We start from the raw sequence: 25,383 nt of genomic DNA, 5'->3' as shown, positions 1-25,383 counted from the left end.
GATGGCGTTGCTGGAAATCAAGAACCTGACGGTCTCGTTCGACACATCGAGCGGACCGTTCATGGCGGTGAAGGGCATCGACCTTGCGATCGAACCGCGCGAAGTGCTGGCGATCGTCGGCGAATCCGGCTCGGGCAAGTCGGTCTCGATGCTGGCGGTGATGGGCCTGTTGCCGCCCTCGGCTACGGTCAAGGCGGACCGCATGAGCTTCAACGGCGTCGACCTGCTCGGCCTCGACGCGGCCGAGCGCCGCAAGATCGTCGGCAAGGACATCTCGATGATCTTCCAGGAGCCGATCGCCAGCCTGAACCCGTGCTTTACGGCCGGCTACCAGATCGAGGAAGTGCTGCGCGTGCATATGGGCATGGACCGCGTCCAGCGCCGCGCCCGCGCCATCGAACTCCTGACCCTGGTCGGCATTCCCGAACCGGAGGAGCGGCTCAATTCCTTCCCGCACCAGATGTCGGGCGGCCAGTGCCAGCGCATCATGATCGCCATGGCGATCGCCTGCAATCCGAAGCTTTTGATCGCCGACGAGCCGACCACCGCGCTAGACGTCACCATCCAGAAGCAGATCCTCGACCTTCTGGTCCGCCTGCAGGCCGAATACGGCATGGGGCTGATCATGATCACCCACAATATGGGCGTGGTCGCCGAAACGGCGGACCGCGTCATCGTGCAATACAAGGGCACGAAGATGGAAGAGGCCGACGTGTTGTCGCTGTTCGAAAACCCGAAGAGCAACTACACGCGCGCGCTGCTTTCGGCGCTGCCGGACAATGCCACCGGCGACCGGCTGCCGACCGTCTCCGACATGCTCTTCGAGCCCGCTATTTCGGGAGCCGCCTCATGACCGTCGTCGTCGAAGGAAAGACCATCAAGCGCGACTACCATGTCGGTGGCGGCATGTTCCGGCCGGCCCGCACCGTGCATGCGGTCAAGGGCGTGTCGTTCTCGGTCGAGAAGGGCAAGACGCTGGCCATCGTCGGCGAATCCGGCTGCGGCAAGTCCACGCTGGCACGCATCATCACGCTGATCGACGCGCCGACCGCCGGCGAGCTGTTCATCGACGGCAACAAGGTCGACATCGCCAAGGACGGCCTGTCCAAGGAGATGCGCCGCAAGGTGCAGATCGTGTTCCAGAACCCCTACGGGTCGCTCAACCCGCGCCAGAAGATCGGCGATATCCTGGGCGAACCGCTGGTCATCAACACCGACGTTCCGGCTTCCGAACGGCGCGACCGCGCCATGGCGATGCTGAAGAAGGTCGGCCTCGGCCCCGAGCACTACAACCGCTACCCGCACATGTTCTCGGGCGGCCAGCGCCAGCGCATCGCGATCGCGCGCGCGCTGATGCTGAATCCGAGCCTGCTGGTGCTGGACGAGCCGGTCTCCGCGCTCGATCTTTCGGTGCAGGCGCAAGTGCTCAATCTGCTCGCCGACCTGCAGGACGAATTCCAGCTGACCTATGTCTTCATCAGCCACGATCTGTCGGTGGTGCGCTACATCGCCGACGATGTCATGGTGATGTATTTCGGCGAGGCGGTCGAATACGGCTCGCGCGAAGAGGTCTTCGCCAACCCTCAGCACAGCTACACCAAGACGCTGTTCGCCGCGACGCCGCGTGCCGATGTCGAAAGCATCAAGGCAAGGTTGGCTCGCAAGAAGGCGGCCTGAGGGCCGCTCTTCGTGCTTGCGCGACCGGACACCGTGAACCGCGTCGGCCTGCGCGCCGTCGCGGCTGACATGCGGTCGTCGTCCCCATGATTGCAGCCACCTTACCTGATCTTCCCGTCACCGCGGTGCTGCCGGCGCTGGCCGACGCGCTCGCCGGCAAAAACAGTGCCGTGCTGGTGGCGCCGCCCGGCGCCGGCAAGACGACGCTGGTGCCGCTTGCCCTGCTCGACGCGCCCTGGCTCGGTTCCGGCAAGATCGTGCTTCTGGAGCCGCGGCGGCTCGCCGCGCGCGCTGCGGCCAGGCGCATGGCCGCCCTGCTTGGCGAAGAGCCCGGCGGCACGGTCGGCTATGCCATGCGCATGGAGAACCGTACCTCGGCCAGGACACGCATCCTCGTCGTCACGGAAGGTGTTCTGGCCCGCATGATCCTCGACGACCCGGAGCTGCCGGGTGTCTCGGCGGTGATCTTCGACGAATTCCACGAGCGCTCGCTGGACGGCGATTTCGGGCTGGCGCTGGCACTCGACGTGCAGGGCGCGCTGCGGGCGGACCTGCGCCTTCTGGTGATGTCGGCGACGCTGGACGGCGCGCGCGTCGCCAGGCTCCTGTCCGGTGCCCCGGTGATCGAAAGCGAGGGCCGCAGTTTCCCGGTCGATATCCGCTATCAGGAGCGCGCCGGCGGCGTGCCCATCGAGGAGGCGACGGTTAAAGCCATCCGCGCGGCGCTCGCCGACGAGACCGGCAGCGTGCTTGCCTTCCTGCCCGGACAACGCGAGATCGAACGCACGGCCGAGCAACTCGCCGGCCGCGTCGGCGCGGACACCGACGTCGTGCCGCTTTACGGCCAGCTCGACGGCAAGGCACAGGACGCCGCTATTCGCCCGGCGGCAGAAGGGCGGCGCAAAGTGGTGTTGGCCACCGCTATCGCGGAAACCTCGATCACCATCGACGGCGTGCGCGTCGTCATCGATTCCGGCCTGTCACGACTGCCGAAATACGAACCGGCCAGCGGCCTGACCCGGCTGGAGACGGTGCGCGCCTCGCGCGCCTCGGCCGACCAGCGCGCCGGTCGCGCCGGCCGTACCCAGCCGGGCGTCGCCATCCGCTTGTGGCGGGCCGAGCAGACCGCGGCGCTGCCAGCCTTCACGCCGCCGGAAATCCTCGAAGCGGACCTCTCGGGGCTGATGCTGGACTGCGCCGCATTCGGTGTCGCCGATCCCGCCAGCCTCGCCTTTCTGGACACGCCGCCGGCCCCGGCACTGGCCGAGGCGCGCGCGCTGCTCAAGGCACTGCATGCCATCGATGACAGCGGGCGGCTGACGCAATCCGGTGCCGCCATGCGCAAGCTGGCACTGCCGGTCCGACTCGCCCACATGGTTGCCGAGGCGGGTCCTGGCCGCGCGCAGGATGCGGCCCGGCTCGCCGTCCTGCTCACGGAACGCGGTCTGGGCGGTGACAGCGCCGATCTCGAACGGCGGCTGATGCGCTTCGCCTCGGATCGTTCGCCACGCGCCAATGCGGCGCGCCAGCTGGCGGATCGACTGGCGCGCACGGTCTCGTCGGCCGGACACGAAGCCGGCACGGCCGGCGCCCTGCTTATCAACGCCTGGCCCGACCGCGTCGCCAAGGCGCGCGGCGAGCGTGGCCGCTTCGTGCTCGCCAATGGTTCCGGCGCGATGCTCGACGGTGCCGACCCGCTCGCCGGAGAACCCTTCCTCGTCGTGGCCGACCTGCAGGGCAAGGCGCAGAATGCACGCATCACCGCGGCGGCAGCAGCCAGCGAGACGGAAATCCGCGACGCGCTCGCCGACCGCGTCGAGAGCCGGCGCGAAACCAGCTTCGACCGCGACAGGCGCGTGGTGCGCGTGCGCGAGACGGTTCGGCTCGGCGCCATCGTGTTGGCGGAGCGGATGCTGCCGGCCCCGTCCGGCGCCGACGCCGACCGCGCCATTCTCGATGCCCTGCGCGAACACGGGTTGACGCTGCTGCCCTGGAACAAGGAAGCGGAGACCATGCGCAACCGCCTCGCCTGGCTGCACCGCGGCCTTGGCGCGCCCTGGCCGGAGATGAGCGAGGCGGCGCTGATCGAAAGACTGGACGACTGGCTGGCCCCCTTCCTCACCGGCAAGGCTTCATTCGATGCGATTTCAGGTGCGGCGCTGATCGACGGATTGACCAGCCTGGTGCCGCACGACCTGCAGCGCCGGATCGATGCGCTGGCGCCGACCCATTTCGACGCGCCCTCCGGCAGCCGTGTTCCCATTCGCTACGATGGCGAGGCGCCGGTGCTGGCGATCCGCGTGCAGGAACTTTTCGGCCTCGGCCGTCATCCTTCGATCGCCAACGACACGGTGCCGTTGACGCTGGAACTGTTGTCGCCGGCACACCGGCCGATCCAGACGACCAGGGATCTGCCCGGTTTCTGGCGCGGTTCCTGGGCCGATGTGCGTTCGGACATGCGCGGCCGCTACCCCAGGCATGTCTGGCCGGAAAACCCGCTCGAGGCAGCCGCCACCAGCCGCGCCAAGCCACGCGGCACCTGAACGACCGCTCCGAACTGGCGCCGTCCCCGCCCGCGCGATAGAAGGCATGATGATCAGTTTCCAGCGCTCCCCCGACTTCCAACCCACCGAACGCCTGCGGCTCAACACGCTGATCAGGCTGCGCTGGCTGGCCATCGTCGGCCAGAGCATCACCGTGCTGGTCGTCGCCTATGCGCTGAATTTTCCGCTGCCGGTCAGCTATTGCTTCACGCTGATCGCCTGCTCGGCCTGGATGAACCTGTTCCTGGCCTTCCGCTACCCGGCGGCGCACCGGCTGACACCGCCCGCCGCGTTCGGCATCCTGGTCTTCGACGGGTTCCAGCTCACCGGCCTGCTCTACCTCACCGGCGGCCTGACCAACCCGTTCGCGCTCCTGCTCACCGTCCCGGTCGTCATCTCCGCCACCTCGCTGCCGCTCAAGCTCACCGCCCTGCTCAGCGTGCTGGTGATGGCGGCGGCAACCTTGCTGGTCTTCATCCACGAACCGCTGCCCTGGCATGAAAACAGCACGCTGGTCATGCCCTTCGTCTATGTCGCCGGCGTCTGGGTGGCGGTGGTGTGTTCCATCGCCTTCACCGCCATCTACGCTTTCCGCGTCGCTAAAGAAGCCCGCCAGCTCGCCAACGCGCTTGCCGCCACTGAACTGGTGCTGCAGCGCGAACAGCACCTTTCGGCGCTGGATGGGCTGGCGGCCGCAGCCGCCCACGAACTCGGCACGCCGCTCGCCACCATCACTCTGGTCGCGCGCGAGCTGCAGAAGACGCTGGGCAAGGATCCTAAATACGGTGAGGACGTCTCGCTGCTGCGCACGCAGAGCGAACGCTGCCGCGAGATTCTCAAACGCCTGACCAGCCTTTCCTCCGAGGGCGAACCGCAGCTGGCGCAATTGCCGCTGACCTCGCTGGTCGAGGAAGTGGTTGCCCCGCATCGCGACTTCGGCATCACCATCACGCTGCACCCCGGCGAATGCATCGGCCCCGAACCGGTCGGCCGGCGCAATCCCGGCGTGATCTACGGGCTCGGCAATCTGGTCGAGAACGCCGTCGATTTCGCCCGCTCTTCGATCACCGTGCGCTGGGCCTGGAACGATCAGCGCGTGGCGGTGTCGATCACTGACGACGGGCCGGGCTTCCCGCCCGAGATCATCGACCGGATCGGCGAGCCCTATATGTCGACCAGGCAGGGCGCGGAGCGCGGCGGCGGGCTGGGTCTCGGCCTGTTCATCGCCAAGACGCTGATCGAACGCTCGGGCGCGGTCATCGATTTCCGCAACTCGGGTGGTCCCGGCGAGGGCGCGCTGGTCAGCATCGACTGGCCGCGCGAGGTGTTCGTCAACGCCGAGACCATGATTCCGATCGGTTTCGATGCGGCGGAATAGCGCAGAAACGCCACAAATCGTGGCGAAAACCTGCTCAAAATTGGACAATTCGGGCGCAATCGCTATATCTGGGCCAAAAGCCAAGAAGAAGGACAAAACAGATCATGAGCGTTGAAGATGCCCATGGCGGCATGGTGACGGGCGACGACATATCCCTGCTGATCGTCGAGGACGACAAGCCGTTTCTCACCCGTCTCGCCCGCGCCATGGAAGGCCGCGGTTTCCAGGTCGATACCGCCGAAAGCGTCGAGGAAGCCCTCGTCAAGGCACGCGCGCATCCACCGGCCTATGCGGTGGTGGACATGCGGCTCGGCGACGGCAGCGGGCTCGACGTAGTCGCAGCCATCCGGGAAAAGCGGGCCGACGCGCGCGCCATCATCCTGACCGGCTACGGCAACATCGCCACGGCGGTGACGGCGGTGAAGCTCGGCGCAGTCGACTATCTGTCGAAACCCGCCGATGCCGACGACATCTTCGCGGCCCTGACCCGTAGCGGCAGCGAGCGCGCCGCCCCGCCCGAGAACCCGATGTCGGCGGATCGCGTGCGCTGGGAACACATCCAGCGTGTCTATGAAATGTGCGAGCGCAACGTCTCGGAAACCGCCCGGCGGCTCAACATGCACCGCCGCACGCTGCAGCGCATCCTGGCCAAGCGCGCGCCGCGCTGATCGGCCGGAAAAACACGCGAAAACCGGACTTTATGGTCGCAGCCTGCCCGGCCTTGCTTGCCGGGCGCGGCCGCGTTCGGCATGATCGCCCCTGAACGGCAACGATGGCAGGAGCAGACATGGCGAATGACAACCGGCGATCGGTTTCGGTCTTCCGCGAGTTTCTCGATGGCGAAGCCGCCGGCGGCATCATCCTCATCGCGGCTGCCGCGCTTGCGTTGATCGTCGCCAATTCGCCGCTGGCCGAAACCTATTTCGCCGCGCTGCACGCCTATCTCGGTCCGCTCAGCCTGCTGCACTGGATCAACGATGCGCTGATGGCCGTCTTCTTCCTACTCGTCGGGCTGGAGATCAAACGCGAGGTGCTTGACGGGCAGCTCTCCACCTGGCCGCGCCGCATGCTGCCGGGCATCGCGGCGGCCGGCGGCATGGCGGTGCCGGCTCTGGTCTATGTCGCCATCAACCGCGACAACGCCGCCGCCCTTCCCGGCTGGGCGATCCCGACCGCCACCGACATCGCCTTCGCGCTCGGCGTGTTGTCGCTACTCGGCAACCGCGTGCCGGCGTCGCTGAAGGTATTCCTGACCGCACTCGCCATCATCGATGACCTTGGCGCGGTCGTCATCATCGCGCTGTTCTATACGAGCGGCCTGTCGTTCATTTATCTCGCGGCGGCGCTGGCCGTCATTGTCGTCCTTGTCGTGCTCAACCGCATGGGCGTGCTGTCGCTGATACCCTATCTGGTGCTCGGCGTCGTGCTGTGGGTCCTGGTGCTGAAATCGGGCGTGCATGCGACGCTGGCAGGCGTGGCACTGGCGCTGACCATCCCGCTCAAGGCGACACCCGGCATTGCCCACGATCTGGAGCATTCGCCGCTGCACCAGCTGGAACACGCGCTGCACCGCTTCGTGCCGCTGATCATCATCCCCATTTTCGGCTTCGCCAATGCCGGCGTCTCATTGGCTGGCCTGACACCGGCCGCGCTGGTCGAACCGCTGACGCTCGGCGTCGCGGCGGGGCTTGTCCTCGGCAAGCTGGTGGGGGTGCTCGGCGCGTCGGCCTTGGCCATCAAGCTCGGCCTCGCCGATCTGCCGATGCGCGCCGGCTGGATGCACATGACCGGCATTGCGCTGCTATGCGGCATCGGCTTCACGATGAGCCTGTTCATCGGCCTGCTCGCCTTCGCCAACAGTCCCGAGCTGCAGGATGCGGTCAAGGTCGGCATCCTGGCCGGCTCGCTGATCGCGGCACTTGGCGGCGCGGCGCTGCTGATGGCCGCGCCCAGCGTCGCCGATCACGGCGAGGACGAATAAACCAGGTCCGAATGAAAAAGGCCGGGGTGTCCTATTGGAAACGCCGGCCTTTTGTTTTGAAATCAGTTCGTGCGGCGACCACCCGCATGGGCAGGCCGCCATGATCCTCAGGCTGGAGCGGTCTCCAGAAGCACGGCGACCAGCATGCCGGCGGCCATCAGCGCCAGGATCACCTTTTTCATCATGTTCATGCGAATCTCCTTTTTGCCGTCCCTAAGTGGGGCCTGCGGCGCCGCTCGTCCAGAGGTACCGGCGCCACAGCCTAGAGTTTCAAGCAACTCAGCCTAAAGTTTCAAGCCGCGCAGCCTGAGCGAGTTGGCGATGACCGACACCGAGGAAAGGCTCATGGCGGCGGCGGCCAGCATCGGCGACAGCAGCGCACCGAACACCGGATAGAGCACGCCCGCCGCCACCGGCACGCCAGCGACATTGTAGAGGAAGGCGAAGAACAGGTTCTGGCGGATGTTGGACAAAGTCGCCTTGGCCAGCCGCCGCGCCCTGACGATGCCGGTCAGATCGCCCTTCACCAGCGTGATGCCGGCGCTTTCCATCGCCACGTCGGCGCCGGTGCCCATGGCGATGCCGACATCGGCGACGGCAAGCGCCGGAGCATCGTTGACGCCGTCGCCGGCCATGGCGACGACGCCGCCACGGCCGCGCAATTCCTCGATCAGCGCGCTCTTGTGCTCCGGCAGAAGGTTTGCCCGCACCTGGTCGATGCCGAGCCGCTTGGCAATGGCCTTGGCGGTGCGTTCATTGTCGCCGGTGGCCATGACGACGGTGATGTTTTCGTCATGGAGAGCGCGGATCGCCTCGGCCGCCGTGGCCTTGATCGGATCGGCGACGGCGACGAGACCGGCCAGCTTGCCGTCAACCGCCACATACATCGCGGTCTTGCCGTCGTTCTGGAGCGAGCCGGCACGATCGGCGAGAGCGGCGGCATCAAGGCCGAGCCCAGCCATCATGGCGGGGTTGCCGAGCGCCACCTTGCGACCGGCCACCGTGCCGGAGACACCCTTACCGGTGACGGCCTCGAAGTCGCCGGCATCCACCACTTTCAGCCCACGCTCCTCGGCGCCATCAACGATGGCTTCGGCCAACGGATGCTCCGACCCTTTCTCCAGGGCGGCAGCCAGCGCCAGCAGCTCGTTTTCGTCGATGCCGCCGGTGGCGATCACGTCGGTCAGCTTCGGCTTGCCCTCGGTCAGCGTGCCGGTCTTGTCGACCACCAGCGTGTTGACGGCGGCGAAGCGTTCGAGCGCCGCCGCGTCCTTCACCAGCACGCCGGCATGCGCGCCGCGCCCGGTGGCGGTCATGATCGACATCGGCGTGGCCAGCCCCAGCGCACACGGACAGGCGATGATCAGCACCGACACTGCGGCGACGGTGGCGAACACCAGGCTGGGCTGCGGCCCGAACACCGCCCAGGCGATGAAGGCGAGGATGGCGATCAGCACCACCGTCGGCACGAAATAGAAAGAGACGCGGTCGGCAAGGCTCTGGATCGGAGCACGGCTGCGCTGCGCCTTGGCGACCAGGTCGACGATGCGCGCCAGCGTCGTCTCCGAGCCGACCTTCTCGGCATACATGATGAGCGTACCGTTCTTGTTGAGCGTACCGCCGGTGAGCGCATCGCCCTCGACCTTTTCGACCGGCACCGGTTCGCCGGTGATCATCGATTCGTCGATGGAGGAGCGACCTTCGAGCACGATGCCGTCCACCGGCACCGCTTCGCCCGGCCGCACGCGCAGCTTGTCGCCAGCCTTGACCTGATCGAGCGGCACGTCGTTCTCGGAACCGTCGTCGCCGATCAATCGCGCGGTCTTGGGCGCGAGGTCAAGCAAGGCGCGGATCGCTGAGCCGGTCTTTTCACGGGCGCGCAGTTCCAGCACCTGGCCAAGGAAGACCAGCGCGATGATGACGGCCGCCGCCTCGAAATAGACCGGCACGGCGTCACCATGACCGCGGAACTCGTGCGGGAACACGTTGGGGAACAGCGTGGCGAAGACGCTGAAGAGATAGGCGGCACCGACGCCGAGCGAAATCAGCGTCCACATGTTGGGGCTGCGGTTGACGACGGAAGCCCAGCCGCGCTCGAAGAAGGGCAGCGCCGCCCACAGCACGACCGGCGTGGCGAGCACCAGCTCGACCCAGACGGCGGCGCGCTCGCCCAGCCATTCGCGCAGGAATGGCAGGCCGATCATCGGTCCCATGGTGATGACAAGCAGCGGTACGGACAGGACGGCGCTGATCCAGAACCGCCGGGTGAAATCGATCAGCTCCGGGTTCGGTCCATCCTCGCCGGTCGGCACCAGCGGTTCCAGCGCCATGCCGCAGATCGGGCAGGAGCCCGGCTTGTCGCGGATGATCTCGGGATGCATCGGGCAGGTGTATTGCGTGCCCTTGGGCAAGGGTGCCGGCGCCGGGCGATCGCCCAGATAGGCCTTGGGATCAGCCTCGAATTTCTTCTGGCAGCTTTCCGAACAGAAGTAATATTTCTCGCCCTCGTGGCGCAGGAAATGCTTGGCGCTGGCGCGATCCACATCCATGCCGCAGACCGGGTCCTTGGCGGTCAGGAACAGCTCCGGATGCGCCTCGAACTTGCCGCGACAACCCTCGGAACAGAAATGGAAGAGGCGGCCGCCATGCTCGAAGGTCGACTTGCCGGCAACGGGATTGACCTCCATGCCGCAGACCGGATCGCGCACGACAGCTGCACCGGCCAGCTTGGCGCCATGGCCGGAACAGCAGGAACCATCCTTGGCGTGCGCGTGGTGGCTATGATCGTGGTGTGTCTGCGTCATCAAAGAATCCCTCGTATTTCCAGCTTTTGACCGCAGATAGGGCTTCCAGCAACTGGAAGGTCAAGCGCTTATTCCTGCGCCTGCCCAGGTCGCGCCGTCCCCATACCCATAGCCGTCAAAACAGGCTATAGACGCCGCCGGAAAGGCGCTAGCTGAGACGAATGGCGAAGATTCCCCTCAAGCTCGACGAGATCATCGACGGCAAGACGCTGCGCGAGGAATTGTCGGCGCTGACCGCCGAAACCAATGGCGACGGCTCCAGCGCGTCGACGCGCGCCGCCGTGCTGCTTGTCCTTAAGGAGCGCATCGCCAGCGGGCGCAAGATCGCCGAAAAGATGCTGATGCAGGATGGCGGCGGCATCGCCTGCGCCGAGCGGCTGTCGCATCTGATGGATGAGATCATCGCCGCGCTCTACGATTTCGCCGTCACCCATGTCTATCGCGCCAAGAACCCGTCCGCGGCCGAGCGCATGGCGATCGTCGCCGTCGGCGGTTATGGCCGCGGCACGCTGGCGCCGGGCTCCGACATCGATCTCCTGTTCCTCCTGCCCTACAAGCAGACGCCCTGGGGCGAGCAGATCGTCGAATACATGCTCTACATGCTGTGGGACATGGGGCTGAAGGTCGGCCACGCCACCCGCAACATCGAGGAATGCCTGCGGCTGTCGCGCTCCGACATGACGATCCGCACCGCCGTTCTGGAAGCGCGCTTCGTCTGGGGCGAAAAAGCGCTTTGCGACGAGCTGATCACCCGCTTCGACCGCGAAGTGGTGCGCAATACCGGCGCCGAATATGCACAGGCCAAGCTTGCCGAGCGCGACGAACGGCATCGCAAGGGTGGTGAAAGCCGCTATCTGGTCGAGCCCAACATCAAGGACGGCAAGGGCGGCCTGCGCGATCTGCAGACCTTGTTCTGGATCGGCAAATATTTCTACCGTGAGCGTACCGTGGAAGAACTGGTCGCGCAGGGTGTGTTCACGCGCGACGAGTTCAACCAGTTCCAGAAGGCCGAGGATTTCCTGTGGGCGGTGCGCTGCCACATGCATTTCCTGACCGGCAAGGCCGAGGAGCGGCTGCATTTCGACATCCAGCGCGATATCGCCGACCGGCTCGGCTACAAGAGCCATCCCGGCCTGTCGGCGGTCGAGCGTTTCATGAAGCACTATTTCCTGGTCGCCAAGGATGTCGGCGACCTCACCCGTATCTTCTGCGCGGCGCTTGAGGAAGAGCAGGCCAGCCACGTCTCGGGTTTCAACCGGCTGTTCCTCACCTTCTCGCGCCGCCGCCGCAAGCTGGCCGGCACCGCCGATTTCATCATCGACAACGACCGCATCAACATCGCCGACAACAAGGTGTTCGACCGCGATCCGGTCAACCTTCTGCGCCTGTTCTGGTTCGCCGACCGCCACGGACTGGAATACCATCCAGATGCGCTGAAGCTGGTGACGCGCTCGCTCAAGCTGGTCGACCGCAATCTGCGCCGCGACCGCGAGGCCAACCGGCTGTTCATGGACATACTGACTTCGGACAACAAGCCCGAGCTCAATCTGCGTCGCATGAACGAGGCGGGTCTGCTCGGGCGGCTGATCCCCGATTTCGGCAAGATCGTCGCCATGATGCAGTTCAACATGTACCACCACTATACGGTGGACGAGCATCTGCTGCGCTGCATCGACGTGCTGTCGGAAATCGAGCAGGGCGGCGGCGAGAAGATCCACCCGCTGTCGCACAAGCTGATCGGCGAACTGAAGAACCAGCGCGAGGCGCTTTACGTCGCCGTGCTTTTGCACGACATCGCCAAGGGCCGGCCGGAGGACCATTCCGAGGCCGGCGCCAAGATCGCCCGGCGCATCTGCCCGCATATGGGACTTTCGGCCATCGACACCGAAACCGTCGCCTGGCTGGTGGAGAACCATCTGGTCATGTCGATGACCGCGCAGACGCGCGACCTGAACGACCGCAAGACGATCGAGGATTTCGCCGATGTCGTGCAGTCGGTGGAGCGGCTGAAAATGCTGCTCATCCTCACCGTCTGCGATATTCGTGGCGTCGGGCCAGGCGTCTGGAACGGCTGGAAGGGCCAGCTTCTGCGCACGCTCTATTATGAGACCGAGCTGCTTTTGACCGGCGGCTTCTCCGAGGTCTCGCGTGCCGACCGCACGGCGGCGGCGCGGGACCGGCTGGAAGAGGCGCTGGCAGGCTGGCCGCAGGACGAGCGCAAGCGCCTCGTCGGCCTGCATTATGAGAACTACCTGCTCGCCGTCGACCTCAAGGATCAGCTGCGCCACGCCGAATTCGTGCGCGAAGCCGATGCCGCCGGCAAAAAGCTCGCCACCATGGTCAAGACGCACGAATTCGAGGCGGTGACCGAGATTACCGTGCTGGCGCAGGACCATCCGCGCCTGCTCTCGGTCATTGCCGGCGCTTGCGCGGCAGCGGGCGGCAACATCGTCGACGCGCAGATCTTCACCACCTCGGACGGCCGCGCGCTGGACACGATCCTGATCGCACGCGAGTTCGACCGCGACGAGGACGAGCGCCGGCGCGGCGAGCGCGTCGGCAAGCTGATCGAGGACGTTCTGTCCGGCCGCTCCTGGCTGCCCGAAATGATCGAGAAGCGCGCCAAGCCGAAGCGCGGCGCCAAGGCCTTCCGCATCCAGCCGCGCGCCGAGATCCGCAACGCGCTGTCCAATCGCTTCTCGGTGATCGAGGTGGAAGGGCTGGATCGGCCCGGCTTGCTTTCCGAAATCACCGGCACGTTGTCGGACCTGTCGCTCGATATCGCCTCGGCCCACATCACCACCTTCGGCGAGAAGGTGATCGACACTTTCTACGTCACCGACCTGACCAACCAGAAGATCGAAAACCAGAGCCGCCTGAAAACCATTCGCGAGCGGCTGATCGCAACGCTGGACGGCTCGCAGGCCGCCCGCGGCAAGACCAAGGCCGCGGCGGAATAGCGCCACGCATCCCATGCCCCATCGCCCCTTCACCCGTGCTCCGCACAGGAATACCGCATGAGCCTCGTCAAGAAATTCGCCACCGTCGCTTCGGGCACGCTGATGAGCCGCGCGCTCGGCTTCACGCGCGAGATGTTCATGGCCGCCGCCCTCGGTACCGGTCCGATCGCCGACGCCTTCAACGCCGCCTTCCAGTTGCCCAACACCTTCCGCCGGCTGTTCGCCGAGGGTGCGTTCAACGCTGCCTTCGTGCCGCTGTTCTCCAAGGAGATCGAGGCCAATGGCGTCGAGGGCGCCAAGCGCTTTTCCGAGGAAGTGTTCGGCGTGCTGTTCTCAGTGCTGCTGGTGCTGACCATCGCCATGGAACTGGCGATGCCGCTGATCGTGCGTTACCTGGTGGCACCCGGCTTCGCCGACATCCCCGGCAAGTTCGACATGACGGTGCGGCTGGCAACCGTCATGTTCCCCTACCTCATCTGCATGTCGCTCGGCGCCATGATGGCCGGCATGCTGAATTCGCTGCGCCGCTACTTCGCCGCCGCCGTCGCGCCGGTGTTCCTCAACATCATCCTGATCGCGGTGCTCGCCTATGCCTGGTACAAGGGCAAGGACGCGTATTATGTCGGCTATGGGCTCGCCTGGGGCGTGCTGGCGGCGGGCCTGGTGCAGCTTGCCATCGTGTGGATTGCCGTGCGCCACGCCGGCATCTCGATCGGTTTCCGCTGGCCGCACATGACACCCAACGTCAAGCGGCTGCTGTGGCTGGCACTGCCGGCGGCAATCACCGGCGGCATCACCCAGATCAACCAGCTGATCGGCACGGCGATCGCGTCGGGCCAGAACAGCGCTGTCTCCTCGCTCGCCTATGCCGACCGCATCTACCAATTGCCGCTCGGCGTCGTCGGCGTGGCGGTGGCGATCGTGCTTTTGCCGGAACTGTCGCGCGCGCTGAAATCCGGCAACATGGTGGAGGCCGCCAACCTGCAGAACCGCTCGGTCGAGTTCACGCTGTTCATGACGCTGCCGGCGGCGGTGGCGCTGCTGGTCATGTCGGAACCGATCGTGCGACTGCTCTACGAGCGCGGCGCCTTCGCCGCCAACAATTCGACGCCGACGGTCGCCGCCATCCTGGCGATCTTCGGTCTCGGCCTGCCGGCCTTCGTGCTGATCAAGGCCTTCACACCAGGTTATTTCGCGCGCGAGGACACGCGCACGCCGATGATCTTCGCGGCGATCTCGGTGGTCGCCAATGTCGCCATCGCGCTCACTTTGTTTCCGTCCATGGGCGCGCCCGGCATCGCGGTGGCTTCGGCCGTCGCCGGCTGGCTGAATGCGATCATGCTGCTTGCCGTGCTCGTCCGGCGCGGCCATTGGGGCCGCGACGTGCCGCTGCTCAAACGCATTCCGCGTCTCGTGCTGGCGGCGGCATTGATGGGAGCCGCGCTCTATTTCGGCGAGCACTGGTTCACGGTGCAATTGTCGTCGGCGGCACATCTGACGACCAAGGCGGTGACTCTGGTCGGCCTGTCGGCAGCAGGCGCTGTGATCTATTTCGTGATCGCCTTCGCCATTGGCGGCGCCGATTTCGGCATGATCCGCCGCAACATCAAGCGCGGCAACGCCAAGGGTTCGCCGGCGCCCGTCGATACGGAATAGCGAGCGACCGGCCTTGGCGCCGAAGCCGGACCACCGGCTTCGGCTCTCCAGTTCCAATCTCTCCGATCACGGAGCAGAGACGGCAATTCTACCCTTCATATTCGGGTGGAAACGGCAGAAATAATCGAGGGTGCCAGCCTTCTCCAGAACGATGCTTCCCGACTTCGCGACGGGCAGCATCACTTCCCATTCTCCCGTCACCGTCGCGGTATGAGCGAACGCGTCCTTGTTCACCCATTGGACGGTGTCTCCGACACTGGCGCCGATTTCAGCGGGAGAGAACGCCATCTTTTCGACCGTAACCGTTATCGTCTTGGCGTGAGCCGACAATGTGCCCAAGCCGAGCGCCAGCACCAAAGGAGGCAGGAGGCGACGTTGCGCGCACATGGCCGATCCTATTTCAGCTCGGACGCAACCATCTCGGCATGTTTTTCATGGCCCTGGAATATCTTGAGCCCGGTTTCCAGCAGGCTCTTGAGTTCCGCATTTTGTGCCGACGGAATGAGCAGCGTCTCCAGCGCGCCGTTGACCTGCTTGTGATAGGCGACTTCGTTGGCAACATAAGCCTTGTCGAAAGCGTCACCGTCGAGCTTTTCAAGCTTGGTCTTCTCGGCAGCAGCCGCTTCGGTCAGCGCCTTGCTCGTTGCATTGTCTTGCGGCGTCACCTTGAGCTTCTTGACGAGGTCGAGCGCCTGTACGTTCACGGCCTCGTGATCACGTACCATGTCATTGGCAAAACCCACGACATCCTTGTTCTTGGATTTGGAAATGGCCAGTTTGGCCATATCCACGTCAAGCGCCCCAGCGGTATACGCGATATGGGCGATCTGCGGGTCGGTTGGCTTGTCCGCTGCCTGAGCAGCTCCAGCCGTGCCAAGCATCAAGGCGGCGACGAACGCCATATGCAATCTCGTGGTCATCGGATGAACTCCTGTTTTCGTGCTCGCAATAGCGAGCACTTCGGTTCGACATCCATTGGATGAACCACGTTGCGAAACGTTCCCGCGATCTCTTGCGAAAATCGTCAGCCGGAAAAACCGAGCCGTTTCATCACCGCTTCGGTCATGCGCTCGCAACGCGTGCCGGCGAAGGGAAATGCCTCGAGCAGCACCGGACCAATCTGCGCGTCGAGCCGCTCGCGCAACAGCTTGCGAGCGCGGTGCAGACGGGTTTTGACGGTTTGGGGCCTTATGTCGAGCAATTCGGCCGTCTCTTCCACGCTCAGGCCTTCTATGACGCGCGCGACGAAAACCATCCGAAACGTTTCGGGAAGACTGTCGGTGGCCTGTTCGACAAACCGCAGGATCTCTCGCTGAGCCATGTTCCGTTCCGGGTCGCCTAAACCTGCATTCAAGGGAAAGGGAATGATCCGGGCCGCCCCGGCATCCTCGACAGGCAATGACACTGTTTCGGCGCGCCGGGTCTTACGCAGGCGGCCAAGCGCCTCGTTGATGACGATCCGCGATAGCCAGGTTGCCAGGGAGGAGTCGCCCCGGAAACCGGCGAGATTGGCAAACGCACGCAGATAGGCTTCCTGAACGGCGTCCTCGGCTTCCGCGTCGTTGCGCAGGATCGAACGCGCAAGCCGATAGAGCCGCTGGTTGTACCGTGTCATGATGGCGCGGAAGGCCGCAGCCTCACGCGCCAGCGCCCCGCGCACAAGATCGATGTCGCTCGCAGTGCTGAGAGGTATCAACGCTGATCTGACCGGCTGCATCGAAACCTCCTCCATTTGGAAGTCAGATGGCGAAACGACGATAAGGTTCCCGCCGTGCGAAAAAAATTGCAATGCCCGTGGCTTTTGATCGGTGGCGGGTGAGTTGAACTCTTCAGTGGACGCGATGTGAGTTCCGGTTTGCTGCTTTCTTAACGAAGCAAGGATAAAGTCGCGCGAAACCATTTTCGGCAGATGGCCTTTGCGCTGGAGCCTTCGCCATGCAGCCAACCAGCCATCGCCTCTATTATGTTGACGCCCTGCGCGTTTCGGCCTTCGGCCTGCTCATTCTCTACCATTCGTCGGCTGCCTTCCTCTACGATCTGGACTGGCTGTTCAACAGTCCTGAAAAGAGCCAGACCCTGTCCCTGGTCACGCTGTTTCCCCGCGCCTGGCGGCTGGCGCTGCTGTTCTTCGTCTCCGGCATGGGCACTTGGTTCGCCTTCCGCTCGCAGACGACGTTCGACTTCCTGAAGGGCCGTTTCCTCAGGCTATTCCTGCCGCTGATCTTCGCCATGTGCGTGATCATCGTGCCGCAGGTCTGGTACGAGCGCCTGTCCGACGGCCGCTTCCAAGGCTCGCTGCTGGAGTTCTGGGTGCTGCGCTACTTCACCGAAGGCAAGTATCCCACCGGCAATTTCTCCTGGGCGCATATGTGGTTCGTCGCCTATCTCCTGGTGATGACGGTGATCTGCACGCCGATCTTCCGACTGTTCACCCTCCCCTCGACGCGCCGGCTGTCCGACTGGTTCGAACGCACGGCCCGCTCACCGGCCATCTACCTGTTCGTGCTTCTGCCGCTGGCGCTGCACCTGATCTTCCTGCCGTTCTTCCCGCGCGAAACCAATGTGCTCTACAATGACGGCGCCTGGTTCGCGGTGTGGGCAAGCTGGTTCGGCCTCGGCTTTCTCGTCGCCAAACATCATCAGGCGGTGGTGCCCGCCATCATCGCCCGGCGTTGGTGGAGCCTTGCCATCGCCGCGGCTTTGACCATCTGGCTTTACCGGTTTTCCTGGGTGACCAAGGCGGCCAGCATCGGCGGCGAAACCGGCGGCATGTCGATGGCGCTCTACAAGACGCTGACCTTCTCGCTGGCCTGGACGGTGATCCTGGCCGCAGTCGGATTCGCGGCGCTGCACGCCAACCGCAAGAGCCCCGTCCTGAGTTGGCTGAACGCCAAGATCTTCCCGCTCTACATCGTCCACCAGACCTTCGTCATCATGGCGCTGTATTATGTTCTGCCGCTCGATCTCTCGCTGTGGAGTAAGCTTGCGCTGGTGGTGGCAATCACCACCTTCTGGTCGCTGCTTACCGCAGTGATCGCCGACCTTCTGCCTTCGCCCTTCCGCATGCTGGTCGGCCTGCCCGATCGTCGCAAGGTTCGCGCCCCCGACCAGAGCATGGCGGCCGCCGGCGGCTAACCAGTCCAGTTCACGACCTTCTTACCGCCCGGCAACCGTTGTTTCGGCCCCGCCCTTCACGGCGAGGCTTGATCGACGCCCCGGCGTCGTCCATAACGCGCCGTCCGAAATTTCGCCGCGCGCGAAACGGCCCTCCACAAGCCAAGGAAACCAACATGACCGCCTCCGCCTTCAAGCCGCTCATCTTTTCCGGCGTCCAGCCGACCGGCAATCTCCACCTCGGCAACTATCTCGGCGCGATCAGGAAATTCGTCGCCCTGCAGGAAACGATGGATTGCATCTATTGCGTCGTCGACCTGCATTCGCTGACCGCCCAGCTCGTCCATGAAGACCTCAAGGACCAGACCCGGCAGATCACCGCCGCCTTCCTCGCCGCCGGCATCGACCCCGACAAACACATCGTCTTCAACCAGAGCCGGGTGATGCAGCACGCCGAGCTTGCCTGGATATTCAACTGCGTGGCGCGCATCGGCTGGATGAACCGCATGACGCAGTTCAAGGACAAGGCCGGCAAGGACCGCGAGAATGCATCGCTCGGCCTGCTCGCCTATCCGAGCCTGATGGCGGCCGACATCCTGGTCTACCGCGCCACCCATGTGCCGGTGGGCGACGACCAGAAGCAGCATCTGGAACTGACCCGCGACATCGCCCAGAAGTTCAACAACGACTTCTCCCACCGCATCGCCGAACTCGGCGTCGGCGTGGAAATCCAGATGGGCGACGAGACGGTGAACGGCTTCTTCCCGTTGACCGAACCGGTCATCGGCGGGCCGGCGGCGCGCATCATGAGCCTGCGCGACGGCTCCAAGAAGATGTCGAAATCCGATCCGTCGGACCTGTCGCGCATCAACCTGACCGACGACGCCGACACGATCTCGAAGAAGATCAAGAAGGCGAAGACCGACCCGGAGGCTTTGCCCTCCGAGATCGCCGGCCTGGCCAGCCGGCCGGAAGCGGAAAACCTCGTCGGCATCTATGCCGGCCTCGCCGACACCAGCAAGGAAGCCGTGCTGAAGGAATATGGCGGCCAGCAATTCTCGGTGTTCAAGCCGGCATTGGCCGACCTCGCCGTCGAGAAGATGGCGCCCATTGCCGGCGAAATGCGCCGCCTGATGGCCGATCCCGGCCATATTGACGGTGTGCTGCGCAATGGCGGCGAGCGCGCCGGCGTGCTGGCCGAGGCCAATATGAAGACCGTGCGCGACATTATCGGCCTGCTGCAGGGCTGAGCCGGTCGTCATTCCAACCCAGAGGCGGCCGTTCGCGGCCGCTTTTCCTTTTTGGCACAAGCCGTATCAGCAGGCTGCCAGCCCTGTGGAGTTTCGACCCTGGCCGGATGGCGGGGGGCGCTTGCAAGGCACCCCACCCGAATGGCAGATTGCGGCCGAAACCACCGAACAGGATCCATATGGTCTCCAAACGCCTGAGCCGGGAAGCCGGCCACCGCCGCAAGTTCCTGGCGATCATCGACGACACGCCCGAATGCGAGCGTGCCGTGGCCTATGCCTCGAAGCGCGCGCAAAGCACGGGCGGCGTGGTGGTAATGCTCTATGTCATCGAGCCGGACGACTTTCAGCATTGGCTGGGCGTTGAAAAGATCATGCGCGAGGAGGCCAACGCTACCGCGCGCTCGGCGCTCGACGTCCAGGCCGGCAAGGTGCGCCAGAAGGTCGGCATCGAACCCGAGCTGGTGATCCGCGAAGGCAAGCGCGCCGACGAGATCCACAAGCTGATCGAGGAAGACCAGGACATCGCCATCCTGGTGCTGGCCGCCGGCGCCGGCAAGGAAGGTCCAGGCCCGCTGGTTGCCTCGATCGCCGGCAAGGGCGCCGCCTTTCCGATCCCCGTCACCGTCGTTCCGCAGAACTTGTCGGACGAGGACATCGAAAGCCTGGCCTGAGCTTCCTATATCTCTAGGAACGGTCCCGCCGCTTTTGCTTGAACGGCCGGCGAATTGGGCCTATTTAGAATTATTCCAAACTAATGCCCGCCAAGGGCACGGAGACGGCCATGTTCATCCAGACCGAGTCGACCCCCAATCCGGCGACGCTGAAGTTCCTGCCCGGCAAGGAAGTGCTCAGGGACGGCACCGCCGATTTCCGTGACGCCGACGCCGCGCGCGAGGCTTCGCCGCTGGCCGGCCGGCTGTTCGACATTCCCGGCGTCAATGGCGTGTTCTTCGGCTACGACTTCATCACCATCACCAAGGACGGCCCCGACTGGCAGCACCTGAAGCCGGCGATCCTCGGCGCCATCATGGAACATTTCATGTCCGGCCAGCCGGTCATGGCGGCCGAAGGCAAGGGGGCCGGTGCCCATCACGACGACGGCAAGGAATTCTATGACCAGGCCGACGAGGAAATCGTCGTCACCATCAAGGAATTGCTCGATACGCGCGTGCGCCCGGCCGTGGCGCAGGACGGCGGCGACATCACCTTCCGTGGCTACGAGAAGGGCACCGTCTTCCTGCACATGAAGGGCGCCTGCGCCGGCTGCCCGTCGTCCACCGCCACGCTGAAGCACGGCATCCAGAACCTGCTGCGCCACTTCGTGCCGGAAGTGGAGCATGTCGAGCAGATCGCTTAAGCACCCGTATCCTTTTGGTTCAAAAACCCCGAGATAACATCTCGGGGTTTTTCTTTGGGGCGGGATGCGATCTTCGCTAGAAAACAAAAAACCGGGCGACAAGGCCCGGTTTTCTGTTTGGGACGTCCGTGTTGCCTAGACGGTCCGCATACGAAACGCATTTGAGGTCCTGTCCGGCTTCGGACAGGAGCCAAATCACATCACGATCACCTTGGCGCCCACTTCGGCGCGGCTGTAGAGGTCGATGATGTCCTGGTTCATCAGCCGGATGCAGCCCGACGACATCGCCTTGCCGATCGACCACCATTCCGGCGTGCCGTGCAGCCGGTAGCCGGAATCGCCACCCTTGTTGAACAGATAGAGAGCGCGGGCGCCGAGCGGGTTCTTCAGGCCCGGGTCCATGCCGTTGCGGTATTGCGCGAGTTCCGGCTGGCGCTTGATCATCTGCGACGGCGGCGTCCAGGTCGGCCATTCACGCTTCAGCGCGACATGGGCGGAACCGCTCCATTCGAAGCCCTCGCGGCCAACACCGATGCCGTAACGCACGGCCTCGCCTTCCGGCAGCACGAAATAGAGGAACTTGTTGCCGGTATCGACGATGATCGTGCCCGGCTTTTCCTTGGTGTCGTAGCTGACGATCTGGCGATGGAACTGGCGCGGCACCTTTTCGATCGGGATGCGCGGCAGCTGATAGCCAGCGTCGCTGACCCCGCCATAATCATTGGTGAACAGCCGCATCTGGCCGATGGTGCTACAACCGGCGAGCGAGGCGGCAAGTGCCGCGACAATAATGGCAGACTTCAAGCGCATGAACCGTTCCCAGCCCCCGGTCCCGTGTTTTTCGGTGCGATTCGACCAAATCGTTAACGCATTCATGCTGGCATTTCTTTTGCTTGCCAAGCAGCCGATGCTTATATGAAAGCAAGTGCTTGCCGGTAAGGCGCCGGCTATGGCATTTCGGCAACATATGCCGCGAGATTGTTGAGTAAAATCAAGAAAAGCAGTCCGAAAAACCCTTCGGGACGGACCGCACGAGGGCAAGACCATGAATATCGGCGACGCCGCCCGCCGTTCCGGCCTGCCGGCCAAGACCATTCGCTATTATGAAGAGATCGGGCTGATTTCGCCTGAACGCTCCGGCAACAGCTATCGCGACTATTCCAATGACGACGTGCATCGCCTCGCCTTCCTGAAACGGGCGCGCAATCTCGGCTTTTCCATCGACGACTGCCGCCAGCTGATGGCGCTCTACAGGGATCGCGGCCGCGCCAGCCAGGACGTGCGGGCGATCGCCTCCGCCCATGTCGCGGCGATCGAGGAAAAGGTGCGCGAGCTGCAATCCATGCGCATGACGCTGAACAAGCTCATCCACGCCTGCCATGGCGACGAGCGCCCGAACTGCCCGATCCTCGAAGAGATGGCAGGCGAAGCCGAGACGGTGGGCTGAGCAGGGTTCAAACCGTGAACAGAATCGGGCATGATGGGTTATGCCCATCATCTCGCCGGTATCGCAAAATCCCCTGATCGACGGTCGCCAGTCGGAGCGCGCCATGCTGGTGCGGCGCGGCGTGCAAAGGCTGTTGTCGGAAATGGGTGCGCATGTGCTGCCGGAATTGTCGCTGGCCACCGGGCGGCGGGCCGATCTCGTCGCGCTCACCCGCCAGGGCGACATCTGGATCATCGAGATCAAATCCTCGATCGAAGACTTTCGCGTCGACCGCAAATGGCCGGACTACCGGCTGCATTGCGACCGCTTTTTCTTTGCCACCCATCCCGGCGTGCCGGCCGACATCTTTCCGGAGGAATGCGGCTTCATCCTCTCCGACGGCTATGGCGCCGAGATGCTGCGCGACGCGCCGGAGCACCGCATGGCAGCCGCAACCCGCAAGGCGCTGATGCTGAGAATCGCACGCGCCGGCGCGGCGCGCTTGCTCGCCGCCGAACTTGCCGGCGTGTCGGTTCCGGCGCTGGACGGCGAAAGCGAGTAGCGGCGAGACCCGCTCCCGCAAGGGCATGTGGATCGACGCGGCATTCCGGTCCCGGCGATCATCTCCAACGTTTCCTGAAGCCGCAGCTGGCCCAATCGGCCAACTCTTGACGTCCGGCCTCTTTCGTAACATATAAAGTTGCATGAAAAGAGACAGTCGACTTTCAGGCGTCCTGCACGTCCTTTTGCACATGGCCGAGGAAGCCCGTCCGATGACATCGGAAGAGCTTTCCAGGACATTGAGCACCAACCCCGTCGTGATCCGGCGCATCATGGCCGGCCTGCGCGACATGGGCATCGTGCGCTCCGAGCGTGGTCATGGCGGCGGCTGGACGATCAGCCGCGACCTCGCCACGGTGTCGCTGCGCGACGTCTATTCAGCACTTGGCGAGCCGATGGTGTTTGCGCTCGGCAACCGCATGGAGACGCCCGACTGTCTGGTGGAACAGGCGGTCAACGCCGCGCTCGACGACGCCTTCGATGCGGCGCAGGCGCTGCTGATAACGCGGCTCGGCGAAGTGACGCTGGCCGACCTTGCCGCCGATTTCCACGAACGCTGGAAACGGAACAAGACCAGAAAGGCCAATCCCCATGCAGCTTGAAGCCCCAAGGCCACTCCTCGCCCCGAAACAGCTCGACGCCGTCGTTATCGGCGGCTCCTATGCCGGCCTTTCGGCCGCCATGCAGATTGCCCGCGGGCGCCGCGCGGTCGCCGTCATCGACGCCGGCAGGCCGCGCAACCGGTTTGCCGCGGCCTCGCACGGCTTCTTCGGCCAGGATGGGGTCGCGCCAGCCGCGATGATCGCCGCCGCCCGCGAAAAACTCGCCGCCTATCCCAATGTCCGCCTGGTCGCCGACGAGACGGTCGATGCTAGCGGCCAGGACGGCGCCTTCACCGTGGAACTGGCCTCGGGCTCGACGCTCAAGGCTTCCAAGCTGGTGCTGGCGACCGGCGTGGCCGACACACTGCCCGATATGCCAGGGCTGGCCGAGCGCTGGGGCGTCAGTGTGCTGCATTGCCCCTATTGTCACGGCTACGAATTCGGCGGCGCGCCGCTCGGCGTGTTGGCAACCTCGCCGCATTGCGTGGAAAAGGCGCTGATGATTTCCGAATGGGGCCCCACCACGCTGCTGCTCAACGGCCAGCCGATGCCGCATGAAGGCATGCTGGCGAAGCTTGCCTGGCGCGGCGTCACCGTGGAGCAGGCACCCGTGCAGGCCCTTGAAGGCGAAGGGCAGGCGCTCGACGCGGTGATGCTTGCGGACGGCCGGCGCCTTGCCCTGACCGCGCTCTATCTGACACCGCGCATGGCGATGGCGAGCCCGCTGGCCGAGCGGCTGGGCTGCGCTTTCGAGGATGGTCCTTTCGGCCGCATCATCGCGACGAATGCCATGAAGGCGACGAGCATCGCCGGCGTCTTTGCCGCGGGCGATGCCGCGCGCACCACGCACAACGCCACCTGGGCCTCGGCCGACGGTGTTACCGCCGGTGCCGCGCTGCATCGCAGCCTGATCTTCGAGGGTCTCGACGCGGCGTGAGCCCGAAGGCGACACCTCCCTAGCCGGCGACGCCGAGCCGCCGGCGGATCTGCATCATTGAGCGCGAAAACACCGCCGGATCGTCGAAAGCGCGCGCCAGGGTCAACGCGCCCTGGATCGCCGCGACGGCCTCTTCTGCCAGCAGCATCGCCTCCGCATGCTCGGCGCGGCGCAGCGCGCCGGCGAGATCCGCCACCCAGCGGGCAAAATAAGACTTTATTTCGGTAGCGAAACGATCACGCGCATCATCCAGCGCGAAGGCGCCGACCAGACAGATGCGGCGGCCGGAGTGGAAATAGGCATCCGTCGCGGAAAGCATGCGATCGATGCCTTCCTGCGGCCGTTCGGCTTCGCGCAGCGGCGTAAAGACATTGTTTTCGAACCAGCGGTCGATATGGGCGAGAACGGCTGTCGCCATCTCATCCTTGCCGCCCGGAAAGAAGTTGTAGAGGCTGCCCTTGCCCAAGCCTGTCGCCTCGGTAATCAGCGACAGGCTGGCGCCGGCATAACCATGTGCGCGAAACACCTCGGCGATCGCCACGACAAGATCGTTGCGACCGGGCGCGATCCTGCGCATCTAGAGACCGAGGTCGGACAGACCGGGATGGTCGTCCGGCCGGCGACCGAGCGGCCAATGGAACTTGCGCTCGGCCTCGGCGATCGGCATGTCGTTGATCGAGGCGACACGCCGGCGCATCAGCCCGGCCTCGTCGAATTCCCAGTTCTCGTTGCCGTAGGAGCGGAACCAATGGCCGCTGTCGTCGCGCCATTCATAGGCGAACCGCACGGCGATGCGGTTCCCACTCCAGGTCCACACTTCCTTGATCAGGCGATAGTCCAGTTCCCTGGCCCATTTGCGGGCGAGGAAGCCGGCGATCTCGCCACGGCCCTGGATGAACTCGGAGCGGTTTCGCCAGACGCTGTCCTCGGTATAGGCGAGCGACACCTTCTCGGGATCGCGGCTGTTCCAGGCATCCTCGGCCATTCGCGCCTTCTGCGCGGCGGTCTCGGCGGTAAAGGGCGGCAGTGGCGAACGAGCCATTTTGATCTCCATCGGCATCGGGATGGAGAAATTGTACTGATCGGTACAATCGAGTCAAGACGCCCGCCTTCGGCCTTGCGCGCATCCTGTCTGGC

23 protein-coding genes are annotated in these 25,383 nt (G+C 64.7%); 16 read left to right on the top strand and 7 right to left on the bottom strand.

The window, feature by feature from the left end:
* The first annotated feature begins 1 nt into the window (after window position 1).
* The 6 genes from AB4136_RS02300 (at window position 2) to nhaA (ending at window position 7,579) form a co-directional block, all read left to right on the top strand.
* Window positions 2-853, top strand: coding sequence for an ABC transporter ATP-binding protein (locus AB4136_RS02300; RefSeq protein WP_024923347.1), 852 nt, complete (start codon window positions 2-4; stop codon window positions 851-853).
* Window positions 850-1,677 carry a dipeptide ABC transporter ATP-binding protein gene (locus AB4136_RS02295; RefSeq protein ID WP_024923346.1) on the top strand — a complete coding sequence of 276 codons (828 nt, stop codon included), beginning with the start codon at window positions 850-852 and terminating at the stop codon, window positions 1,675-1,677. Before AB4136_RS02300 ends, AB4136_RS02295 begins: the two co-directional genes overlap by 4 nt.
* Before the next feature lie 86 nt (window positions 1,678-1,763).
* Window positions 1,764-4,220, top strand: a complete 2,457-nt coding sequence (gene hrpB, locus AB4136_RS02290) for an ATP-dependent helicase HrpB (RefSeq protein WP_024923345.1) — start codon at window positions 1,764-1,766, stop codon at window positions 4,218-4,220.
* A gap of 49 nt (window positions 4,221-4,269) precedes the next feature.
* Entirely contained in the window at window positions 4,270-5,598 is a 1,329-nt protein-coding gene (locus tag AB4136_RS02285) for an ActS/PrrB/RegB family redox-sensitive histidine kinase (protein WP_024923344.1), read from the top strand.
* A 104-nt stretch (window positions 5,599-5,702) separates the two neighbouring features.
* The gene (locus AB4136_RS02280; RefSeq protein WP_024923343.1) at window positions 5,703-6,266 is read left to right on the top strand and encodes an ActR/PrrA/RegA family redox response regulator transcription factor; all 564 of its coding nucleotides are present in this window, start codon (window positions 5,703-5,705) and stop codon (window positions 6,264-6,266) included.
* Window positions 6,267-6,385: 119 nt separating this feature from the next.
* A complete protein-coding gene (gene nhaA, locus AB4136_RS02275) occupies window positions 6,386-7,579 on the top strand; it encodes a Na+/H+ antiporter NhaA (RefSeq protein ID WP_024923342.1) in 1,194 nt (397 codons plus the stop codon).
* Between the two features lie 284 nt (window positions 7,580-7,863).
* On the opposite strand, the gene AB4136_RS02270 is transcribed toward nhaA, so the two are convergent.
* Window positions 7,864-10,383, bottom strand: coding sequence for a heavy metal translocating P-type ATPase (locus AB4136_RS02270; RefSeq protein WP_024923341.1), 2,520 nt, complete (start codon window positions 10,381-10,383; stop codon window positions 7,864-7,866).
* Between the two features lie 161 nt (window positions 10,384-10,544).
* On the opposite strand from AB4136_RS02270, the gene AB4136_RS02265 reads away from it, so the two are divergent.
* Window positions 10,545-13,343 carry a [protein-PII] uridylyltransferase gene (locus AB4136_RS02265; protein WP_024923340.1) on the top strand — a complete coding sequence of 933 codons (2,799 nt, stop codon included), beginning with the start codon at window positions 10,545-10,547 and terminating at the stop codon, window positions 13,341-13,343.
* 57 nt (window positions 13,344-13,400) lie between these two features.
* Complete coding sequence (murJ, locus tag AB4136_RS02260; RefSeq protein WP_024923339.1) at window positions 13,401-14,999, top strand: murein biosynthesis integral membrane protein MurJ; 1,599 nt, start codon at window positions 13,401-13,403, stop codon at window positions 14,997-14,999.
* A 66-nt stretch (window positions 15,000-15,065) separates the two neighbouring features.
* Here the strand turns inward: murJ and AB4136_RS02255 are convergent, their stop codons facing one another.
* The 3 genes from AB4136_RS02255 to AB4136_RS02245 all read right to left on the bottom strand — a co-directional run bounded on the left by AB4136_RS02255 (window position 15,066) and on the right by AB4136_RS02245 (window position 16,716).
* Window positions 15,066-15,386 (bottom strand): cupredoxin domain-containing protein, encoded by a 321-nt coding sequence (locus tag AB4136_RS02255; RefSeq protein WP_024923338.1) that lies wholly within the window; start codon window positions 15,384-15,386, stop codon window positions 15,066-15,068.
* A gap of 8 nt (window positions 15,387-15,394) precedes the next feature.
* Window positions 15,395-15,919 (bottom strand): DUF4142 domain-containing protein, encoded by a 525-nt coding sequence (locus AB4136_RS02250; protein ID WP_024923337.1) that lies wholly within the window; start codon window positions 15,917-15,919, stop codon window positions 15,395-15,397.
* 104 nt (window positions 15,920-16,023) lie between these two features.
* Window positions 16,024-16,716 carry an RNA polymerase sigma factor gene (locus tag AB4136_RS02245; protein ID WP_024923336.1) on the bottom strand — a complete coding sequence of 231 codons (693 nt, stop codon included), beginning with the start codon at window positions 16,714-16,716 and terminating at the stop codon, window positions 16,024-16,026.
* Window positions 16,717-16,934: 218 nt separating this feature from the next.
* Between AB4136_RS02245 and AB4136_RS02240 the strand changes: the two genes are divergently transcribed.
* From AB4136_RS02240 to AB4136_RS02225, 4 genes are all read left to right on the top strand, one after another.
* Window positions 16,935-18,134, top strand: a complete 1,200-nt coding sequence (locus tag AB4136_RS02240) for an acyltransferase family protein (protein ID WP_024923335.1) — start codon at window positions 16,935-16,937, stop codon at window positions 18,132-18,134.
* Between the two features lie 155 nt (window positions 18,135-18,289).
* Complete coding sequence (gene trpS, locus AB4136_RS02235; RefSeq protein ID WP_024923334.1) at window positions 18,290-19,363, top strand: tryptophan--tRNA ligase; 1,074 nt, start codon at window positions 18,290-18,292, stop codon at window positions 19,361-19,363.
* Between the two features lie 179 nt (window positions 19,364-19,542).
* Entirely contained in the window at window positions 19,543-20,034 is a 492-nt protein-coding gene (locus AB4136_RS02230; RefSeq protein ID WP_024923333.1) for a universal stress protein, read from the top strand.
* A 110-nt stretch (window positions 20,035-20,144) separates the two neighbouring features.
* On the top strand, window positions 20,145-20,720 hold the full coding sequence (locus tag AB4136_RS02225) for a NifU family protein (RefSeq protein ID WP_024923332.1): 576 nt from the start codon (window positions 20,145-20,147) through the stop codon (window positions 20,718-20,720).
* Between the two features lie 195 nt (window positions 20,721-20,915).
* On the opposite strand, the gene AB4136_RS02220 is transcribed toward AB4136_RS02225, so the two are convergent.
* Window positions 20,916-21,530: a L,D-transpeptidase gene (locus AB4136_RS02220; RefSeq protein ID WP_024923331.1), complete on the bottom strand. Its 615-nt coding sequence runs from the start codon at window positions 21,528-21,530 to the stop codon at window positions 20,916-20,918.
* A gap of 235 nt (window positions 21,531-21,765) precedes the next feature.
* On the opposite strand from AB4136_RS02220, the gene cueR reads away from it, so the two are divergent.
* The 4 genes from cueR to AB4136_RS02200 all read left to right on the top strand — a co-directional run bounded on the left by cueR (window position 21,766) and on the right by AB4136_RS02200 (window position 24,246).
* Entirely contained in the window at window positions 21,766-22,167 is a 402-nt protein-coding gene (gene cueR / locus AB4136_RS02215) for a Cu(I)-responsive transcriptional regulator (protein ID WP_024923330.1), read from the top strand.
* Window positions 22,168-22,207: 40 nt separating this feature from the next.
* Window positions 22,208-22,708, top strand: coding sequence for an MmcB family DNA repair protein (locus tag AB4136_RS02210; RefSeq protein WP_024923329.1), 501 nt, complete (start codon window positions 22,208-22,210; stop codon window positions 22,706-22,708).
* A 142-nt stretch (window positions 22,709-22,850) separates the two neighbouring features.
* Window positions 22,851-23,309 (top strand): Rrf2 family transcriptional regulator, encoded by a 459-nt coding sequence (locus AB4136_RS02205; protein ID WP_024923328.1) that lies wholly within the window; start codon window positions 22,851-22,853, stop codon window positions 23,307-23,309.
* Window positions 23,299-24,246 carry an NAD(P)/FAD-dependent oxidoreductase gene (locus AB4136_RS02200; RefSeq protein ID WP_024923327.1) on the top strand — a complete coding sequence of 316 codons (948 nt, stop codon included), beginning with the start codon at window positions 23,299-23,301 and terminating at the stop codon, window positions 24,244-24,246. The genes AB4136_RS02205 and AB4136_RS02200 overlap by 11 nt, the downstream gene beginning before the upstream one ends.
* Before the next feature lie 19 nt (window positions 24,247-24,265).
* On the opposite strand, the gene AB4136_RS02195 is transcribed toward AB4136_RS02200, so the two are convergent.
* Together AB4136_RS02195 and AB4136_RS02190 are read right to left on the bottom strand one after the other, a co-directional pair.
* On the bottom strand, window positions 24,266-24,823 hold the full coding sequence (locus AB4136_RS02195; protein WP_024923326.1) for a TetR/AcrR family transcriptional regulator: 558 nt from the start codon (window positions 24,821-24,823) through the stop codon (window positions 24,266-24,268).
* Window positions 24,824-25,288 carry a nuclear transport factor 2 family protein gene (locus AB4136_RS02190; protein ID WP_024923325.1) on the bottom strand — a complete coding sequence of 155 codons (465 nt, stop codon included), beginning with the start codon at window positions 25,286-25,288 and terminating at the stop codon, window positions 24,824-24,826. It abuts the gene before it with no gap.
* Between the last annotated feature and the right edge of the window lie 95 nt (window positions 25,289-25,383).

The sequence above is a fragment of the Mesorhizobium sp. 2RAF21 genome (genome assembly GCF_052115345.1).
GTDB lineage: Bacteria > Pseudomonadota > Alphaproteobacteria > Rhizobiales > Rhizobiaceae > Mesorhizobium > Mesorhizobium terrae.
This window is presented reverse-complemented; position numbering and strand designations above follow the sequence as displayed.

What these genes read in the sequence shown, in the direction of transcription:
- AB4136_RS02300 (WP_024923347.1), top strand. Translation starts at nt 2, where the DNA reads ATGGCGTTGCTGGAAATCAAGAACCTGACGGTCTCGTTCGACACATCG.
- AB4136_RS02295 (WP_024923346.1), top strand. Translation starts at nt 850, where the DNA reads ATGACCGTCGTCGTCGAAGGAAAGACCATCAAGCGCGACTACCATGTC.
- hrpB (WP_024923345.1), top strand. Translation starts at nt 1,764, where the DNA reads ATGATTGCAGCCACCTTACCTGATCTTCCCGTCACCGCGGTGCTGCCG.
- AB4136_RS02285 (WP_024923344.1), top strand. Translation starts at nt 4,270, where the DNA reads ATGATCAGTTTCCAGCGCTCCCCCGACTTCCAACCCACCGAACGCCTG.
- AB4136_RS02280 (WP_024923343.1), top strand. Translation starts at nt 5,703, where the DNA reads ATGAGCGTTGAAGATGCCCATGGCGGCATGGTGACGGGCGACGACATA.
- nhaA (WP_024923342.1), top strand. Translation starts at nt 6,386, where the DNA reads ATGGCGAATGACAACCGGCGATCGGTTTCGGTCTTCCGCGAGTTTCTC.
- AB4136_RS02270 (WP_024923341.1), bottom strand. Translation starts at nt 10,383, where the DNA reads ATGACGCAGACACACCACGATCATAGCCACCACGCGCACGCCAAGGAT.
- AB4136_RS02265 (WP_024923340.1), top strand. Translation starts at nt 10,545, where the DNA reads ATGGCGAAGATTCCCCTCAAGCTCGACGAGATCATCGACGGCAAGACG.
- murJ (WP_024923339.1), top strand. Translation starts at nt 13,401, where the DNA reads ATGAGCCTCGTCAAGAAATTCGCCACCGTCGCTTCGGGCACGCTGATG.
- AB4136_RS02255 (WP_024923338.1), bottom strand. Translation starts at nt 15,386, where the DNA reads ATGTGCGCGCAACGTCGCCTCCTGCCTCCTTTGGTGCTGGCGCTCGGC.
- AB4136_RS02250 (WP_024923337.1), bottom strand. Translation starts at nt 15,919, where the DNA reads ATGACCACGAGATTGCATATGGCGTTCGTCGCCGCCTTGATGCTTGGC.
- AB4136_RS02245 (WP_024923336.1), bottom strand. Translation starts at nt 16,716, where the DNA reads ATGCAGCCGGTCAGATCAGCGTTGATACCTCTCAGCACTGCGAGCGAC.
- AB4136_RS02240 (WP_024923335.1), top strand. Translation starts at nt 16,935, where the DNA reads ATGCAGCCAACCAGCCATCGCCTCTATTATGTTGACGCCCTGCGCGTT.
- trpS (WP_024923334.1), top strand. Translation starts at nt 18,290, where the DNA reads ATGACCGCCTCCGCCTTCAAGCCGCTCATCTTTTCCGGCGTCCAGCCG.
- AB4136_RS02230 (WP_024923333.1), top strand. Translation starts at nt 19,543, where the DNA reads ATGGTCTCCAAACGCCTGAGCCGGGAAGCCGGCCACCGCCGCAAGTTC.
- AB4136_RS02225 (WP_024923332.1), top strand. Translation starts at nt 20,145, where the DNA reads ATGTTCATCCAGACCGAGTCGACCCCCAATCCGGCGACGCTGAAGTTC.
- AB4136_RS02220 (WP_024923331.1), bottom strand. Translation starts at nt 21,530, where the DNA reads ATGCGCTTGAAGTCTGCCATTATTGTCGCGGCACTTGCCGCCTCGCTC.
- cueR (WP_024923330.1), top strand. Translation starts at nt 21,766, where the DNA reads ATGAATATCGGCGACGCCGCCCGCCGTTCCGGCCTGCCGGCCAAGACC.
- AB4136_RS02210 (WP_024923329.1), top strand. Translation starts at nt 22,208, where the DNA reads ATGCCCATCATCTCGCCGGTATCGCAAAATCCCCTGATCGACGGTCGC.
- AB4136_RS02205 (WP_024923328.1), top strand. Translation starts at nt 22,851, where the DNA reads ATGAAAAGAGACAGTCGACTTTCAGGCGTCCTGCACGTCCTTTTGCAC.
- AB4136_RS02200 (WP_024923327.1), top strand. Translation starts at nt 23,299, where the DNA reads ATGCAGCTTGAAGCCCCAAGGCCACTCCTCGCCCCGAAACAGCTCGAC.
- AB4136_RS02195 (WP_024923326.1), bottom strand. Translation starts at nt 24,823, where the DNA reads ATGCGCAGGATCGCGCCCGGTCGCAACGATCTTGTCGTGGCGATCGCC.
- AB4136_RS02190 (WP_024923325.1), bottom strand. Translation starts at nt 25,288, where the DNA reads ATGGCTCGTTCGCCACTGCCGCCCTTTACCGCCGAGACCGCCGCGCAG.